Genomic DNA, 17,261 nt, shown 5'->3' on the forward strand with positions numbered 1-17,261 from the left:
TTTACACGGCTGTCGCTGCCGCCTTCTTCGCCAGGCCGTCCAGCAGCTTCTGATGGATGCCACCAAACCCGCCGTTGCTCATCACTAGAATGTGATCGCCCGGCTGGGCGGCTTTCACCACCATATCCGCTAAAACATCCACGTCCGCGCTCCAGTGCGCAGGCTGAATGCAGGCGTCGGCCACTTCCGCCACCTGCCACGGAATATGCTGCGGCTGCAGCAGGAAGACCTCATCCGCACGCCCTAACGACGGCGCGAGATCGTCTTTGCAGATGCCCATCTTCATGGTGTTCGAGCGCGGCTCCAGCACGGCCAGGATCCGCGCCGTTCCGCCGACCTTACCGCGCAGCGCGGCCAGCGTCGCGAGGATCGCCGTCGGGTGGTGCGCGAAATCGTCATACACCGTCACGCCGTTGGCTTCACCGCGCAGCTCAAGGCGGCGGCGGGCGTTAATGAACGAGCCCAGCGCGCTGGCGGCGTCCGCAGGCAGAACCCCCACGTGACGCGCGGCGGCAATCGCCATCAGGCCGTTGTGCATGTTGTGCTCGCCTACCAGCGCCCACTTCACCTCACCCACTTTTTCACCGTCGAGCAGCACTTCCCACTCGGAGGCATCCGCATTCAGCTTTTTCGCCTGCCAGTGGCCCTGCTCGCCCACCAGCTCCTGCTCGCTCCAGCAGCCCATCGCCAGGGTCTGCTTCAGGTTGATGTCGTTTTCCGGGTAGATGATGCGTCCCTGCCCCGGCACGATACGCACCAGGTGGTGGAACTGCTTCTGAATGGCTTTCAGGTCGTCAAAGATGTCCGCGTGATCGAACTCAAGGTTGTTGAGGATCAGCGTGCGCGGGCAGTAGTGAACAAACTTGGAGCGCTTGTCGAAGAACGCGCAGTCGTATTCGTCCGCTTCGATCACGAAGAACGGGCTGTCGCCGAGGCGCGCAGAGACGTCGAAATTGCCCGGTACGCCGCCGATCACGAAGCCAGGCTTGTAGCCGCACGCTTCGAGGATCCAGGTCGCCATGCCGGCGGTGGTCGTTTTGCCGTGCGTACCGGCCACGGCCAGCACCCAGCGGTCGCGCAGCACAAAGTCATGCAGCCACTGCGGGCCGGACATGTACGGAATGTTGCGTTCCAGCACCGCCTCAACGCACGGATTACCGCGGGTCATGGCGTTGCCAATGATGACCAGGTCCGGCTGCGGATCCAGCTGGCCGGCATCGTATCCCTGAATCAGGGAGATCCCCTCTTTCTCAAGCAGCGTGCTCATTGGCGGATACACATTGGCGTCCGAACCTGTCACCTCGTGGCCCAAAGAGCGCGCCAGCAGTGCCAGTCCGCCCATAAACGTGCCACAAATCCCCAATATATGAATGCGCATACGTCACTATCCTTCTTTAATGTGGCGCACATTTTACTCACATGTCAGCGGGTGTGAAACGCATTTCAGGTAAATCCGTATTTTGCTGGCGCGATTCACCTCTGCGCTACTATTTGAATATTTGTTAAGATTGTTGGACATCAACCGCTTTACTCAACATAAGATGCAGGGAAAGTGTTATGAAAACGTTAGGTGAATTTATTGTCGAAAAGCAGCACGAGTTTTCTCATGCTACCGGCGAGCTCACTGCTTTGCTGTCGGCAATAAAGCTGGGCGCCAAGATCATCCACCGCGATATTAACAAGGCCGGGCTGGTCGATATCCTGGGTGCCAGCGGTGCCGAAAACGTGCAGGGCGAGGTTCAGCAGAAACTCGACCTGTTCGCCAATGAAAAACTGAAAGCTGCACTGCGCGCGCGCGACATCGTGGCGGGTATCGCCTCTGAGGAAGAAGACGAAATCGTCGTCTTCGAAGGGTGCGAGCACGCAAAATACGTCGTGCTGATGGATCCTCTGGATGGCTCGTCCAACATCGACGTTAACGTCTCCGTCGGGACTATTTTCTCTATCTACCGCCGCGTGACCCCGGTCGGCACGCCGGTGACGGAAGAAGACTTCCTCCAGCCGGGCAGCCAGCAGGTTGCCGCGGGCTACGTGGTTTACGGCTCGTCCACCATGCTGGTGTACACCACCGGCTGCGGCGTGCACGCCTTCACCTACGACCCGTCGCTGGGCGTCTTCTGCCTGAGCCAGGAGCGCATGCGCTTCCCGCAGAAAGGCAACACCTACTCCATCAACGAAGGCAACTACATCCGCTTCCCGAACGGCGTGAAGAAGTACATCAAGTTCTGCCAGGAAGAGGATAAGGCCACCCAGCGCCCGTACACCTCCCGCTACATCGGCTCGCTTGTCGCGGATTTCCACCGCAACCTGCTGAAGGGCGGCATCTATCTTTACCCTAGCACCGCCAGCCACCCGGAAGGCAAGCTGCGCCTGCTGTACGAGTGCAACCCGATGGCGTTCCTCGCCGAGCAGGCGGGCGGCAAAGCGAGCGACGGCAAGCAGCGCATTCTGGACATCGTGCCGGAAAGCCTGCACCAGCGCCGCTCGTTCTTCGTCGGCAATGATCACATGGTCGAAGACGTTGAGCGCATGATCCGCGAATATCCGGACGCGTAACGCCGTTCCTCAGGGGAGCCGCCCGGCTCCCCCGTTCTCTTCTTTCAGGCGGTTTGCGCCGTCAGCTTAAACGAAGCCATGGCCTCCATCAGCTCGCGCGACTGCGCTTCCAGCGAGCGCGTTGCCGCGGAAGATTGCTGCACCAGCGCCGCGTTTTGCTGGGCGGTTTCGTCCATCTGATTGACCGCGATGTTCACCTGCTCAATGCCGCGGCTCTGCTCCTGCGAGGCGGTGGCAATTTCGCGCATCAGCTTCGTCATGCGCAGCACTTCGGTGGCAATTTCATCCATCGTCTCGCCCGCCTGCTGGGCCAGCTCGCTGCCCTCGGTCACGTGGGTTTGCGAATCGCTAATCAGCGCGCGGATCTCTTTTGCCGCATCGGCGCTGCGGCTGGCGAGATTACGCACTTCGCCCGCAACGACGGCAAAGCCGCGCCCCTGCTCGCCCGCGCGCGCCGCTTCGACGGAGGCGTTCAGCGCCAGAATGTTGGTCTGGAAGGCGATCCCGTCAATCACGCTCAGGATGTCGGCGATGCGCGCCGAGCTGCCGGAGATATCGCGCATCTTCTCAATCACGTAGCAGACCATTTCGCTGCCGTGGTCGGCGGTGTCGGAGACCGACTTCGCCAGCTTGTGCGCCTGCTCGGCGTTGTCCGCGTTGAGCTTCACCGTGGCGGTGATCTCCTCCATGCTGGCCGCCGTCTGCTCAAGCGAGGTGGCGGTGGATTCGGTTCTCTGAGCCAGATGCTGATTCCCCGCCGTCAGCTCGCGGCTGCCGGTATCGATCTGCGAGCTGGCGTCGCGAACGCGCAGAACCGACCCCATCAGCGACTGGCGCATCTCCTCTATCGCCGCGTTCAGGCGGTTAAACTCCTGGCTTGCCGGGGCGTTGAGCGCCTGGGTCAAATCCCCGGCGGCCACCTGCTCCAGCTGCGAAATGGAGGCCGACAGCGGCTTAAGCAGCATATGGCGCAGCGCCAGCCAGGCCAGCACGATGATGCCCGCCGTGAGCAGCGCCGCCACCACGATGAGGATCAGCACCCGGGTTTTACTCGACTGCACGGCGCTCACTTCCGCCCTGCCGCGCGCCTCGCTCCAGGCCTGAAACGCCTGCATGTCGTTGTCAAACTGCTTCGCCACCGGGATCAGCGTATTCTCCAGCAGGTCGTAGTAGCCGTCCGCGCTCTGCGCGTTAAGGGCCTTCAGCATCGGATTAATCCCCTGCTGGCTATAGGCCGCGAGGCTCGCCGCCACCTTGTCGAGCAGCGCCTGCCCCTGCTCGTCCGCCACGCCGCCGTCGATCACGCGCTTAAGCGTTTTCTGCGCCTGGCCGACCTCCTGATTGATGTTCTTCACCGATCGGGTGGCATCGTCCAGCAGGCCGATCTCCATCATTCGAACGGCCTGTCCGGCCTCGTTTCGGGCGCGCAGGAGCAGCGTGTAGCCAGAATTGAGCTGCACCATCTGCTCACCCTGAAGGTGGTTGATGCGCTGAAGCGAAGCGGAACTCTGGGTGAGGGCATAAATGCCGATGCCGCTGACGATCAGCAGCAGAAGGGTCATAACGGCCAGTAACGAAAGCAAGCCGGTACGAATCGATAGCGTTTTAAGCATGATGTTATTTCCGGTAGCGAGATATTTCTGGGCATAAAGAGAGAGTATCGGCCGCTACCGGAGAATATTTATACGCGCGTGACGGGCGAGCTCTGCCGATTCTCCCAAAGCACGGTCAGGCCGCGCTGCAGCGCGATGAAAATAAACAGCAGGATGCCGATGGCGATTTTTGTCCACCACGAGCTGAGCGTCCCGTCGAAGTTGATGTAGGTCTGGATCAGCCCCTGTATCGCCACGCCGAACAGCGTGCCCAGCACCGTGCCCACCCCGCCGCTGAGCAGCGTGCCGCCAATCACCACGGAGGCGATCGCATCCAGCTCCACGCCGACGCCCGCCAGCGCGTAGCCCGCCTGGGTATAGATGGAGAAGACGATCCCCGCCAGCGTCGCCAGGCCGGTCGAGAGCATGTAGATGCGGATCGTCGTGCTGCGGGTCGAGATCCCCATCAGGTTCGCCGACGTCGCGCTGCCGCCGATGGCGTACACCTGGTTGCCAAAGCGGGTGCGGTGGGCGAGGAAAATGCCGATGACTACCACGCCCAGCATCAGCAGGCCCATCGCGCTGAGGCGTCCGCCGCCGGGAATTTTCCACGCCAGGCTGGAGAGCGTGTCGTAGACAGGGTGGTTAATCGGGATCGACTCCTCCGACACCAGATAGCTCACGCCGCGCAGGAAGAACATCCCCGCAAGGGTAATGATAAACGCCGGGATTTTAAGCGCGTCGATCAGCAGCCCCATAAAGGCGCCAAAGGCGCAGCCCATCGCCAGCACCAGCGGGAAGGCCAGCAGCGGCGAAATGCCCCAGAAGCCAATCGCCTTCGCGAGGAACACGCCGGTAAAGGCGATCACCGAGCCAACCGAGAGATCGATCCCGCCGGAGAGGATCACGAAGGTCATGCCGACGGCGATGATGCCGAGAAAGGCGTTGTCGGTCAGGATGTTGCAGATCACGCGCGTTGAGGCAAAGCCGGGGAACTGGGTCAGGCAGTAGAGATAGCCCAGCACAAACACGCCCAGCGTGATGGTTAACGGTAAATTACGTTTTATCATGGCCGCGTATCCCCTTGATGATGCTGACAAAGCGCGGCGACTGCACGATCAGCACGCAGAGCACGACCACCGCTTTTACCACCTGATTAAGCTCCGGCTGGAAGCCGGAGAGCAAGATCCCGGTGTTCATGCCCTGGATGATCAGGGCGCCCACCACCGACAGCAGCAGGTTAAAGCGCCCGCCCATCAGCGAGCCGCCGCCGATCACCACCGCCAGAATGGCGTCCAGCTCGAGCCACAGCCCGGCGTTGTTGGCGTCCGCGCCGCGAATGTCGGCGGCCACGATCACGCCCGCGATGGCGGCGCAGACGCCGCTCAGCACGTAGGTCAGCATCACCATCAGCCGCGTGTTGACCCCGGCGTTTTTCGCCGCCCGAATGTTGATCCCCACCGCTTCAATAAACATGCCCAGCGCCGTTTTGCGGGTGAACAGCCAGAAGACGACCAGCGTGGACAGGGCAATCATCACCGGCGTCGGGAAGAAGAACAGCCTGCCGCTGCCGATCCACGCCAGGCTCGGCGAGTTAAAGGTAACAATCTGCCCGGAGGTGATCAGCTGCGCGACGCCGCGCCCGGCGACCATTAAAATCAGGGTGGCGACGAACGGCTGGATCTTAAGCACCGCCACCAGAATGCCGTTCCACAGTCCGGCCAGCACGCCGGTGCCTAAGGCCGCTAGCAGCACCATCGGCAGGCTGTGTCCGGCGACGGTCATCGAGGCGGCGGTCGCCCCGGCAATCGCCATGATCGCCCCGACGGAGAGGTCGATCCCGCCGGTGGCGATCACCAGCGTCATGCCGATCGCCAGCAGCGCGACGGGGGCCGCGCGGTTTAAGATATCGATCGGGCTGCCGAACAGCCGCCCGTCCTGAACCACAATCTGAAAGAAGTGCGGCGCAACCAGGCTATCGACGAGCAGCACCAGCAGCAGCGCCGCGATTTGCGGCGTGCCGGTCGGCCAGCTGAAGCGGCGCTTTTTCGGCTCGGTGTGGGAAAGCGAACGGGGCATCACGCGTGTCTCCTTATGCCGCGATGGCATTCATGATCGCCGGAACCGACAGCTTATCCAGCGGGATCTCTGCCACCTGTTTGCGATCGCGCATGATGATGACGCGATCGGCATAGCCCACCAGCTCCTCCAGCTCGGAGGAGATCACCAGCAGCGCCAGCCCGTCCGCGCAGAGCGTTTCGATCAGGCGGATGATCTCCGCGTGCGCCCCGACGTCGATGCCGCGCGTCGGCTCGTCGAGGATCAGGAACTGCGGTTTGGTCAGCAGCCAGCGGGAGAGCAGCACCTTCTGCTGATTCCCGCCGGAGAGAAATTCAATCGGCTGCTCCGCGCTCGGCGTGCGAATGCCGAGCTGGCGGATAAAGCGCTCGGCGATGGCGTTTTGCTCGCGTCTGGGGATCGGGCGCAGCCAGCCGCGCTGGGCCTGCAGCGCCAGAATAATATTTTCCCGCACCGAGGCGGCGGCGATAATGCCGTCCGTTTTACGATCCTCAGGGCAGAAGCCGACGCCCAGGCACGACGCCTGGTGCGGCGAGCGCAGCGCCTGCGGCTTGCCTTTAATCAGCGCCGTGCCGCTGTCGGCAGGCTTGATGCCGAAAATCACCTCGGCGGTTTCGGTCCGGCCCGATCCCAGCAGGCCCGCCAGGCCGACGATCTCGCCGGGGCGCACCTCCAGATCGAACGGCGCGATCGTCCCCTTTTTGCCGTAGCCGCTGAACGCGGCGACCGGCCTGTCGCTCAGCAGCGTGCGGCCCGCGCGCTGGAGGGCGTTGGTTTCGAGCTCGCGGCCCAGCATCATTTTGACCAGCTCGATCTGCGGCAGCTCGCGGGTTTCGCGGCAGCCGACGAAGCTGCCGTTGCGCAGCACCGTGATGCGATCGCTCACCTCATAGACCTGATCGAGAAAATGGGTGACGAAGATCAGGCTCACGCCCCGATCGCGCAGCTGACGCATCAGGGTAAAGAGCATTTCGACTTCCTGGGTATCGAGGCTGGCGGTGGGTTCATCGAGGATCAGCACCTTCGCCGAGAGGTCGATGGCGCGGCAGATGGCGACGATCTGCTGCATCGCCACCGAGAAGCGGTTCAGCGGCTCGCGCACGTCGAGCGAGAAGCCGTACGATTCCATCAGCGCCGTGGCGCGCGCTTCCATCTCCTTACGCCGCAGCAGGCCGAAGCGTCTTGGCTCGCGTCCGATAAACAGGTTGTCCGCCACCGACATGTTCGGCAGCAGATTCACCTCCTGGTAGACCGTGCCGATGCCCAGCTGCTGCGCGTGGGCGGTATTTTTTGGCGAAATGGCGTTGCCTTCCAGCCAGATGGTGCCGCGATCGGCGTGGTAGACGCCGGTCAGGGCTTTGATCAGCGTCGATTTCCCCGCACCGTTCTCCCCGAGAAGCGCCATGATCTCGCCGCGCCGCAGGCTGAAGTCGACGTTATCCAGCGCCTTTACGCCGGGGAAGAATTTGCTTAAGCCCTCTGTGCGGAGGATTTCATGGTGTTGTTCAGTGGTCATGGTTCCCCCTCACCCTGACCCTCTCCCCGGCGGGGAGAGGGGACTGTTCGTGCCAGCCTTTAATTTTCCGCCCGACTCGCCTTTCTCCCTCTCCCCTTTGGGGAGAGGGCTGGGGTGAGGGGCGCGGGTTTAATAGCCCATATTTTTCTTCTTCTCTAACTCTTCTTTCGCCGTGTCAGGCAGGTAGAGCGTGGATTTGGTGACGGTCACTTTTTCCGGCATCGTGCCGTCTTTTTTGAACTTCTCGAGCGCGTCGAAGGCCGGACCGGCCATGTTTGGCGTCAGCTCGACGCTGGCGTTAGCCTCGCCGTCAATCATTGCCTTGTAGATATCAGGCACGCCGTCGATGGAGCCGGTCAGGATGTCTTTACCCGGCTTCAGGCCCGCCTCTTTGATGGCCTGAATCGCCCCAATCACCATGTCATCGTTGTGGGCGTAAACCATGCAGATGTTCTTGCCGTTGTTTTCCGCCTTGATAAAGCTTTCCATCACCTCTTTGCCCTTGCTGCGGGTAAAGTCGCCGGACTGTGAGCGGATAATCTTGATGTTTGGCGACTTAGCAATCGCCTCGGCAAAGCCTTTTTTACGGTCAATGGCCACGCTCGCGCCGACCGTGCCCTGCAGCTCCACCACGTTACACGGCTTGCCGTCGACCTGCTTCACCAGCCAGTCGCCGATCAGCTGCCCTTCCAGCACGTTGTTGGCGGTGACGGTGGTCATATACAGCGATTTGTCTTTGACGTCGATGGAGCGGTCGAGCAGGAAGACCGGAATTTCAGCGTCTTTCGCTTCCTTCAGCACCGGCTCCCAGCCCGTTGCGACCACGGGCGCAATGAAAATGGCATCCACGCCCTGGGCGATGAATGAACGTACCGCTTTGATTTGGTTCTCTTGTTTTTGCTGACCATCGGCGATTTTAAGCGTAATACCGCGTTTTTCAGCCTCGCTTTTCGCGACGTTAGTTTCTGCCGCGCGCCAGCCGGATTCCGATCCAACCTGCGAAAAACCTACGGTTAAAGGGGCGGCCATCGCCATAGACGACATGGCTGCCGAAACTGCTGTGACTAGAAGTAAGCGCTTCCACATATGAACGTCCTCGTAGGGTGATTTATTGTTGATTAAAAGATGTTCTGCGAAATGACTATAGCCAATGATATATGTAACGAATTGCGTTACATCACACTTCGGGAAAGTGAATAAAACGTTAATCACAAGTTTGTAATCGCTTTCATTTCCGCATGAAAAATGTGGCTGAGTTTATGGATTTTCCTGCCGTGGAATCGGTCTGAAAAGTGGGCCAAACGAGGAGAGAAGGTGAAAACAGGCGAAGACATTCAGCGCCAGTTGGCTATAATACCTGCCACTTGTTTACCATCCATTTTTAAGGACACCGACATGAGCTTACTCAACGTCCCTGCGGGTAAAGAACTGCCAGAAGACATCTACGTTGTTATCGAAATCCCGGCAAACGCAGATCCTATCAAATACGAAGTGGACAAAGAGAGCGGCGCCCTGTTCGTAGACCGTTTCATGTCTACCGCGATGTTCTATCCGTGCAACTACGGTTACATCAACCACACCCTGTCTCTGGACGGTGACCCGGTTGACGTGCTGGTCCCAACGCCATACCCGCTGGAGCCAGGCTCCGTTATTCGCTGCCGCCCGGTTGGCGTGCTGAAAATGACCGACGAATCCGGTGAAGATGCGAAGCTGGTTGCCGTACCGCACACCAAGCTGAGCAAAGAATACGATCACATTAAAGATGTGAACGACCTGCCAGAGCTGCTGAAAGCGCAGATCACTCACTTCTTCGAGCACTACAAAGACCTCGAAAAAGGCAAGTGGGTTAAAGTGGACGGCTGGGACAACGCGGAAGCTGCAAAAGCAGAGATCATCGCGTCCTTCGAGCGTGCTGCTAAGAAGTAAGACTTCTTGCTGTTATTAAGCCCCGCTGGTCGGGGCTTTTTTGTGGGCGATTTCCGGCAGTTAGCTCACTATCGCCTGCAGCCGCAGAAGCGCGTCTTCTACCGTTTCATCAGACGCCACGCCAATGCGTTTGGCCTGCCGCGCGCCTAAATCCATCATGCGGATCTGGTTGACGAGAATCACGCCCTGAATGTCACCGTCTTCGCAAGAAAGCGCCACGGAGAACCCCGCGTAGCGGGCAAAATTGCCGCCCTGGGTGACGGGCGCCACCAGCGTCATGCCCAGCTGATTGAACGCGCTCACGGAAAGCACCAACGCGGGCCGTCCTGCTCCCTGCTGCTCGTGGCCGCTGGCAGGATCGAACCCAACCAGAACGATGTCGCCTCGTTCAAAACAGGGCCGCTTTACCATACCTCATCGCCCGCCGACTTAGCGCTTCCCCATACCTCCTGCTCGCTAATTTCAGGCGCGGACATATCGCACTGAGCGAGCAACTCTTCCAGTGAATACTGCTTTGTTACCGGAGTGAGCACTAACTGATTATTCGTCACATGAGCCTCCATACTCTGGCCCGGCTTCAAGCCGAGCGCTTTCATTACCACGCCAGGAATGACCATACCCGCACTGTTTCCCCATTTCTTAATGGTTATACGCATCTGCACCTCCGAAGTTATACTTAGTATAACTCTTTTGGCGACGACAAGGTTTTACACCCTCAAAAGTGTGGAGACCAGCAAAAAACGCGCAGCGATGAAGAAAGCAGAAACCTGCTCGACGAAAAAAAGAAATTGATGAAAAAAAGGCGCAGCAGAACGCGAAGAACGTCGCAAAAAACAACGCCACCTTTCGGTGGCGTTGTCATTTATCAGTACTGGTCTCTGTCCAACCAGTTACCGCTTTCTATCAGCTTCAGTCCGTCGACGGGACGCTGGTAGACATACATCCAGGCGCTCCCATAAGGAGTCTGGATCAACTGACGTGCGTACTCACCGCCCCTGGTGCGCAAGGCATCAAGTTCGGCAAGCGTGGCATTATCAATACGATAAACCTCACCCTGTACCGTTCCGTTGCCCGGAACCGCGCCTGGATAGTGGCCCAGACTGTACAACTGGTAGTTTTCGATATTGTAATTTCCCAGCAGCAGGGCGTTGGTCATCCAGTGACTGTTGCCCTGCTTGGTACGTAAACTGCCGTAAACAAATATTCGCATTGCTAAAACTCAAACTGATAGAGCAGATCAAGTGCCTGATCTACGCCAGACACTGCTTCCAGATATAGCTTAGGCATCAGGCGATAGCGTAGCGTGAGTGTTGCCAGTGAGTCAAAGATCCCCACGCCGTATTTTACCTGCAGACCCGGCAGTACATAGCCGCTGACCACCACCTGCGACGAGTCTCCTACGCCCTGGGTGTCCAGCGCCAGATTGCTTACGCCAAACGTCTCGCCGATTTTACCCACAACCTGACCACTTTGTGCAACCCCCAGGCCAACTAACATTGAGGTCATCGCCGCGCTGTCGCTTTGTCCGCTCTCCAGGCCCTGCCCGCGAAGCAGGTAAGAAAGCGCTTCCTGCTGCGACATCGCCGGGTCGGAGAAGATCTCCGCTTTCGGCTCGTCCGCCGAGCCGGTCACGCGCACCCCGGCAATCACGTCGTTTTCCGTGGCATCAGGGTTACGGATCGCCTCGATGTTCAGCAGCGGCTGATCCGGTGGCCCGGAGAACAGCAGCTCGCCTTTACGCACAATCAAATCCTGACCGTAGGCGTGGAAGCGCCCCTCAGGAATATTGATTTGCCCGTTCAGGCCAAGCCCCTGTTTATCCTGCGCAACCTTCAGATCGCCGGTGAGTCTCGCCTTCAGCCCAAACGCATCCAACCGCACGTTATTCCCCACGTGCACGATCAGATTACTATTGATCGGTATGCCCGCGCTCTTCTCTTCGACAGGTTTCAGATTTTCATTGAGCATAACTTCATCACTGGAGACGCCCACCGCGCTTTGCGGCACGTCGTGAACCACGATTCGCGCCCACGGCACGTCCACGCTGCCGTCCAGCGTGAAGAGGCTCGGCGTCGCTTCAAAGACCACGTCTGGCGATACGTCGAGGCGCACCATCGGCGGCACCGTAATGCGCACCCGGCTCCCCTTCGCCGCGATGCGGGCGCGCCAGTTTTCCAGCTGGCTCCAGTCGGCGTCGCCGCTGAGGTTAATTTCGCCCTGCTGCGTGCGCACCACCCCGGCAAGCGTCGAGCTTCTGCCGTTGAAGTTCATCGAAATCTGGCTCGGCTGCATATCGAATGGCATAAAGTTACCGTCGATGTCGATGCCGTTAAGCCCCATCTGCCCGAACAGCTGCGGGTTTTGCGCATCCCCCGCCAGGCGCAGGTTGGCGTTCAGCATCCCGGCGGCCTTTTCGCCGCGCGAGAAGATCGGGTTCACCATCGCCAGGTTGAAGTTGCGAATGTTGACGTTGCCGCCCAGGTTGCGCCGCCCCTGCGGATCGGTCACCTGCACCTTACCGTCGAACTGCCCGTTGTTGGTCAGGCGGATCGTCCAGCCGAGCTCGGCGCGGTTGTTGTGCAGATCCGCATTCAGATTGAGCGTGTCGAAGGCCACCGGCAGCGAGGCGTCGTTGACCACCTGCGTCACCTTCACGTTGCGCCCGGAGAGCGTCACGCTGCCCTGCGGCAGCCCCTCTTTGGTGGTGTCCCACGCCACGTCAGCCTTACCGCTGAAGACGCCGCTCGCCTGGGTGGTGTCCGGCATAAACGGCTTCAGCATCGCCAGGTCGAAGCGGTTGAGGTTGATCTGCGCGCGCCCTTCCGCGCCCGCGTCGATCGTCTGCGGCACGCACAGCTCGGCGTTCGGGTTGGTCCAGCAGTGCGGCCCGATGCTGATCTTCTGCTCGGCGTTGCGGTAGTCCAGCGCGATGGATCGCGACAGCGCCAGCGGGCCGACCGGCGTGTTGAAGCGGGTATTGTCCAGCGTGCCCTTCCAGCGCTCCTCCTTGCGGTCAAAGCTCCCGGTGAGGTGAAGCTGGCCGGAGACCGGCTCGCCCTGCACTCTCAGCTGGAGGTCGTGCTGCTTCTCGTTGCCTTTGGCGTCCAGCGTCACAAGGCCAATGTTGACGTCCGGCTGGGCGATGCGCTCCACGCGCAGGTTCAGGTTGCCGCCGATCTGGTCGGTGGACTTCACGTCCCCTTCCACGCGAACGCGCGCGACGGAGAGCTCCTGCCAGCGCAGGTTATTGGCGGTGATATCGGCCAGCAGCTGCGGTGCATCCACCGTGCCGCGCACCTTGACCAGCCCTTTTGCCGTGCCGCCGAGGCCCGGCAGGGCGTTGTCCAGATTCGGCGCGTCGATGGTGGCGTCCAGATTAAGATCCTTCACCCCCAGCTCGCCTTTGATATCCGCGGTGTTACGCCCCAGCGCCACGTGCAGGCCGGGGATCGTCCACTGCAGATAGCTGTTCCCCTTCAGCGAGCCGTCGACGTTAACCTTGTTCTGCTTCACGTTGCCCGCCAGCTTGATCTCCGGCACGTCCATCTGCCAGGTGCCGCCGTACAGGCTGCCGCGGGTTTTGATCAGCCCGTCGAGTTTTGACGGCCACTCCGGCACCTCTTTCGCCGTGTTGATGCCCGTCAGCTTCAGCTCGCCGCGCCAGCTGATCGCCTGCTGCCAGTCCAGCAGCGCGGTCAGCTCGGTTTTGCCTTCCAGCGCCGCCACCGTCAGCTTGTCGAGATTGACCTGCTGCTCGTTGCCTTTTGCATCCAGGGTGATGGTCGCAGGCGGCACGCCCTGCCCCTTCACCGCGGTGCGGAACGAGAGCGCGTAGTCGGTCATCTTGCCGCTCAGCTTCAGCTTGAGGTCGTCGGCCTGGAATTGTTTTTCGCCGGTGAACGGCCAGTACAGCTGCTTGCTGACAACCTCAAGATTGATCGGCAGCCCGGCTTCCGCAAGCCGGGTCTGTCCGCGCAGCACCATGTCCACCGGGCCGGAGAGATTCACGCCAAACTCCAGCTTATCGCGCAGCGCGCCGCCGACCTTCAGCTTCACCTTCTCGCCCTTCAGCGGGTCGATGTTGAGCGCGCTGTTGAGGGTGATATCCACCGGCCAGCTGTCGCGCAGCAGCGCGTTGCCGGTAGCGTTAACGGAGCCCTGGCTGCTGTCGATATCCAGCGCGTCGAGCTTCATGTTGCCGTCAATGCTGCTGACCTTGAGCAGCATGTTGTACACCGTCAGGTCGGTATCGCCCGTCAGGCGCAGCTGCTCGCCCTTAAACTCTTCAATATTAAGGTTAAGCGGCAGATGAACGTCGGTCATTTCCGGCAGCACCGGTTTAGAGAAGAGTTCCTTCAGGGTTTCGCCCAGCGGCTTTTCTTCCGGCTGCGGGTTCTGGATCTTCGGCTCGACGATCTCCTCCTGCGCCACGTCCGCCACTTTCGGCAGGGCGATCAGCAGCCCCTGCAGCGACGTTGGCGTCAGGGTGAGGTTTTTCTCCTGCCAGCGCAGGCCGGAGGTGAAATCCATCACCGACACGGTGGTGTCGTCGATCTTGATATTAACGTTGTCCAGCGCGACCCGGTAAAGGGCAATCGGGTACGGCGTGGAGAGATTCAGCGGACCGCTGTCCTCTTCCTCGACCGGCGCAGACTTCGGCATTTTTTTCGAATCTATCGCCACGTTAACGTCTTTTAGCGACAGATCGTTGACGCAGAGCTTGCTGTCCCGCAGGCAGCCGAGCTTCACCGCCAGATGAAACTCGCCCGCGTTGACCGCCACGCCCGGCTGCTCATAGCGCAGGTTCTTCACGCGCAGGTCGCGCCAGCCGCCCGTCACCTGGCCGATTTCCAGCCCCGGCACCCAGCGGTTGGCGGCGTTAAACAGCAGGTGCAGGCCGGTGGTGGTGCCCACCAGGAACGCCACAGTACCGAGCAGCAGCACGATAAAAATCAGCACCCCGAGGCTTATCTTCTTCCATAAACTCATAATTCAGGCCCCAGACCGATGTAAAACTGTAAACCGTGTTCTTCTTTGTCGCCGACCGGAACGGCGAAGTCGAGCTTGATCGGCCCGACCGGGGACTGCCAGCGCACGCCCACGCCCGCGCCGGTTTTGAAATCGCTCTTGCGGATGTCGCTCACCGCCTCGCCGCCGTCGACGAACATTGCGCCCCACCATTTGCCGCTGACGTTGTACTGATACTCCAGCGAGCCGGTCGCCAGCTTGGAGGCACCGATCAGCTTGCCGTCGTCGTCTTTCGGCGCGATGGATTTGTACTTGTACCCGCGAATGCTGCGGTCGCCCCCGGCGAAGAAGCGCAGGTCCGGCGGGACTTTGTCGAAATCGCCGGTCTCAATCCAGCCGAGGTTGCCGCGCATCACGAAGCGGTGCTTGTCATACAGCGTGCGGATCCAGACGTTTTGCGCCTGAATCACCGAGAAGTCCACGTCCGATCCCCACATGGTGTTGGAGTAATCAATGGAGTAGCGCTGGGAATCGCCCCAGGTCGGCATCAGCCCGCCGCGCGAGCGGGTTCGGCTGATCATCACGCCCGGATAGAGCAGCATGGTGGTGTTGGTGACGTTGGCCTGGGTAAAGTGGTCGAGGCTCCAGCGCAGGTTAATGGCGCGCTGCCAGCCGCTGGACAGGTCCCAGTAGCGGGAGACCGCAAGCGTGGTGGAGTCCGCCTCGGTATCGTTGAGATCGGTACGCTTGAAGCCGCCCTGCACCAGGTAATACTGCTCGAGCGGGTTCTTCAGCAGCGGCATTTTGTAGCTGAAATCGAGCTGCTGCTCGGGCGCGGAGATGCTGGCGCTGGTCGTCAGGCTGTGGCCGTAGGAGTTCATCCACGGCTTTTTCCACGTCGCCTTGACGCGCGGCCCAACGTCGGTGGAGTAGCCCACGCCGGTTTCAATGGTGTTCTCAGTGCGCGGCGATACCACGCCGTGCAGCGGCAGCACCTTGGTCTTGCGCGCTTTTTCAAACTCCGGCGCAACAACGACGGAGTTAAACCAGCCGGTCGCCGACAGGCGGCGGTTCAGCTCGGCCAGGTCCTTCGACTGGTAGTAATCGCCTTTTTTAAACGGCACCAGATGCTGCAAATACTCTTCGCGGATTTGCGAGCCTTCGAAGGTCACGTCGCCGAAGCGGTAGCGCTCGCCGCTGTCGTAATCGATATCCCAGAATGCCTGATGGCGATCCAGCGCGACGCCCAGCTGGCTTTTATCAAACTGGCTGTCGAAGTAGCCCTTGCGCAGCGAGACGCTGGTGAGCGACTTTTTAAAGTGGTCGTAATCGCCGTGGTTAAGCACGGTGCCCACCTTCGGGCGCGTGCTGAGCAGGTCAAGAAAATCGCTGTCGGTGCGCGCGCCGCCGCGCAGGATAACGCTGGTGCCGCCTATTTTGACCGGCTCGCCCGGCGAGACGCGGGCAATCAGCACCTGGCGCCCTTTGGCCGGCGGCGGGCGCAGGTCGAAGTCAATCGTCGGCTCGTAATAGCCCAGCGCTTTTAGCCCCTCGCGGATGGCATCATCTACGCGCGCGCGAAAGCGGCGGTCCGGCGTGACTTCGTCACTCTCAATGGTGGACAGCTGCGCACGTACGTTTTTTTCCAGCGCCCCGGATAACCCCTCAACCTGCAAACGAACATTCGCCGCGCTGGCGACTCCGCTTGTCAGCAAAAGACTGACGAAACATAACTGGCGGATTTTTGGCACGTTTTCTCCTGAATATCCTTGTGTCCACCCCTGGAAGCAAATGAAGTGCCGCTCCGCGGCCTCGACGGCTAATCAGCCCAAAACCCCAATCAAGGGTTGAAAAAGGGTATAACACCCAAATATTTCTTATGATTAAATCTAGACTCATTCATCGCGTTTATTGTGTTCAATTAAACGCGCCGTGACAACCTTAACCGAAACATCGCTCCCCGGGAGGCCCCACCGTGAGTTTATTCGATAAAAAGCATCTCGTATCACAAGCCGATGCATTACCGGGACGCAATACCCCCATGCCCGTCGCAACATTACATGCGGTAAACGGTCATTCAATGACAAATGTTCCTGATGGAATGGAAATTGCGCTGTTCGCCATGGGCTGCTTCTGGGGCGTTGAGCGCCTGTTCTGGCAGTTGCCCGGCGTTTACAGCACCGCGGCAGGCTATACCGGGGGATATACGCCAAACCCGACCTACCGCGAAGTGTGCTCCGGCGAGACCGGCCATGCGGAGGCCGTGCGCGTGGTCTACGACCCGAGCGTGATTAGCTACGAGCAGCTGCTGCAGGTCTTTTGGGAGAACCATGACCCGGCGCAGGGGATGCGTCAGGGCAACGACAGCGGCACGCAGTATCGTTCCGCGATCTACCCGCTCACGCCAGAGCAGGAGAGCGCCGCCCGCGCCAGCCTCGAACGCTTCCAGGCGGCGATGCACCAGGCGGGCGATAAGCGTCAGGTGACGACGGAAATCGCCACGGCAAAACCGTTCTACTATGCCGAAGACGATCATCAGCAGTATTTGCATAAAAACCCGTACGGCTATTGCGGCATCGGCGGGATTGGCGTCTGCCTGCCCCCGCAGCTGGCGTAAGATCGCA

General features: G+C 60.2%; 14 protein-coding genes. 3 read left to right on the forward strand and 11 right to left on the reverse strand.

The genetic code is table 11. The features are described from left to right. Position 1: 1 nt before the first annotated feature. On the reverse strand, positions 2 to 1,378 hold the full coding sequence (mpl, locus tag AB8804_RS07320; RefSeq protein WP_371184714.1) for a UDP-N-acetylmuramate:L-alanyl-gamma-D-glutamyl-meso-diaminopimelate ligase: 1,377 nt from the start codon (positions 1,376 to 1,378) through the stop codon (positions 2 to 4). 179 nt (positions 1,379 to 1,557) lie between these two features. On the opposite strand from mpl, the gene fbp reads away from it, so the two are divergent. Further along, the gene (fbp, locus tag AB8804_RS07325) at positions 1,558 to 2,556 is read left to right on the forward strand and encodes a class 1 fructose-bisphosphatase (RefSeq protein WP_371184717.1); all 999 of its coding nucleotides are present in this window, start codon (positions 1,558 to 1,560) and stop codon (positions 2,554 to 2,556) included. Between the two features lie 44 nt (positions 2,557 to 2,600). Here the strand turns inward: fbp and AB8804_RS07330 are convergent, their stop codons facing one another. The 5 genes from AB8804_RS07330 to ytfQ form a co-directional block, all read right to left on the reverse strand. Next, on the reverse strand, positions 2,601 to 4,169 hold the full coding sequence (locus tag AB8804_RS07330; RefSeq protein WP_371184719.1) for a methyl-accepting chemotaxis protein: 1,569 nt from the start codon (positions 4,167 to 4,169) through the stop codon (positions 2,601 to 2,603). 68 nt (positions 4,170 to 4,237) lie between these two features. Further along, positions 4,238 to 5,218: a galactofuranose ABC transporter, permease protein YjfF gene (yjfF, locus tag AB8804_RS07335; protein WP_371184721.1), complete on the reverse strand. Its 981-nt coding sequence runs from the start codon at positions 5,216 to 5,218 to the stop codon at positions 4,238 to 4,240. Continuing rightward, positions 5,205 to 6,230: a galactofuranose ABC transporter, ATP-binding protein YtfT gene (gene ytfT, locus AB8804_RS07340; RefSeq protein ID WP_371184724.1), complete on the reverse strand. Its 1,026-nt coding sequence runs from the start codon at positions 6,228 to 6,230 to the stop codon at positions 5,205 to 5,207. Before ytfT ends, yjfF begins: the two co-directional genes overlap by 14 nt. Positions 6,231 to 6,240: 10 nt before the next feature. Further along, a complete protein-coding gene (gene ytfR, locus AB8804_RS07345; protein WP_371184726.1) occupies positions 6,241 to 7,743 on the reverse strand; it encodes a galactofuranose ABC transporter, ATP-binding protein YtfR in 1,503 nt (500 codons plus the stop codon). A gap of 129 nt (positions 7,744 to 7,872) precedes the next feature. Further along, the gene (gene ytfQ / locus AB8804_RS07350) at positions 7,873 to 8,829 is read right to left on the reverse strand and encodes a galactofuranose ABC transporter substrate-binding protein YtfQ (protein WP_371184727.1); all 957 of its coding nucleotides are present in this window, start codon (positions 8,827 to 8,829) and stop codon (positions 7,873 to 7,875) included. Between the two features lie 309 nt (positions 8,830 to 9,138). Between ytfQ and ppa the strand changes: the two genes are divergently transcribed. Further along, complete coding sequence (gene ppa, locus AB8804_RS07355; protein ID WP_010427397.1) at positions 9,139 to 9,669, forward strand: inorganic diphosphatase; 531 nt, start codon at positions 9,139 to 9,141, stop codon at positions 9,667 to 9,669. Positions 9,670 to 9,729: 60 nt separating this feature from the next. Here the strand turns inward: ppa and AB8804_RS07360 are convergent, their stop codons facing one another. From AB8804_RS07360 to tamA, 5 genes are all read right to left on the reverse strand, one after another. Beyond that, on the reverse strand, positions 9,730 to 10,080 hold the full coding sequence (locus AB8804_RS07360; protein ID WP_371184729.1) for a type II toxin-antitoxin system ChpB family toxin: 351 nt from the start codon (positions 10,078 to 10,080) through the stop codon (positions 9,730 to 9,732). Then, positions 10,074 to 10,325: an AbrB/MazE/SpoVT family DNA-binding domain-containing protein gene (locus AB8804_RS07365; protein WP_371184731.1), complete on the reverse strand. Its 252-nt coding sequence runs from the start codon at positions 10,323 to 10,325 to the stop codon at positions 10,074 to 10,076. The genes AB8804_RS07360 and AB8804_RS07365 overlap by 7 nt, the downstream gene beginning before the upstream one ends. 209 nt (positions 10,326 to 10,534) lie before the next feature. Then, a complete protein-coding gene (locus AB8804_RS07370; RefSeq protein WP_371184733.1) occupies positions 10,535 to 10,879 on the reverse strand; it encodes a gamma-glutamylcyclotransferase in 345 nt (114 codons plus the stop codon). 2 nt (positions 10,880 to 10,881) lie between these two features. Further along, entirely contained in the window at positions 10,882 to 14,658 is a 3,777-nt protein-coding gene (tamB, locus tag AB8804_RS07375) for an autotransporter assembly complex protein TamB (RefSeq protein ID WP_371184735.1), read from the reverse strand. After that, the gene (gene tamA / locus AB8804_RS07380; RefSeq protein ID WP_371184737.1) at positions 14,655 to 16,388 is read right to left on the reverse strand and encodes an autotransporter assembly complex protein TamA; all 1,734 of its coding nucleotides are present in this window, start codon (positions 16,386 to 16,388) and stop codon (positions 14,655 to 14,657) included. The genes tamB and tamA overlap by 4 nt, the downstream gene beginning before the upstream one ends. Positions 16,389 to 16,612: 224 nt before the next feature. On the opposite strand from tamA, the gene msrA reads away from it, so the two are divergent. Continuing rightward, positions 16,613 to 17,254: a peptide-methionine (S)-S-oxide reductase MsrA gene (gene msrA, locus AB8804_RS07385; RefSeq protein WP_371184739.1), complete on the forward strand. Its 642-nt coding sequence runs from the start codon at positions 16,613 to 16,615 to the stop codon at positions 17,252 to 17,254. The last annotated feature ends 7 nt before the right edge of the window (positions 17,255 to 17,261 follow it).

This window comes from Enterobacter sp. KBR-315C3_2022, from assembly GCF_041399425.1.
Lineage (GTDB): Bacteria > Pseudomonadota > Gammaproteobacteria > Enterobacterales > Enterobacteriaceae > Enterobacter.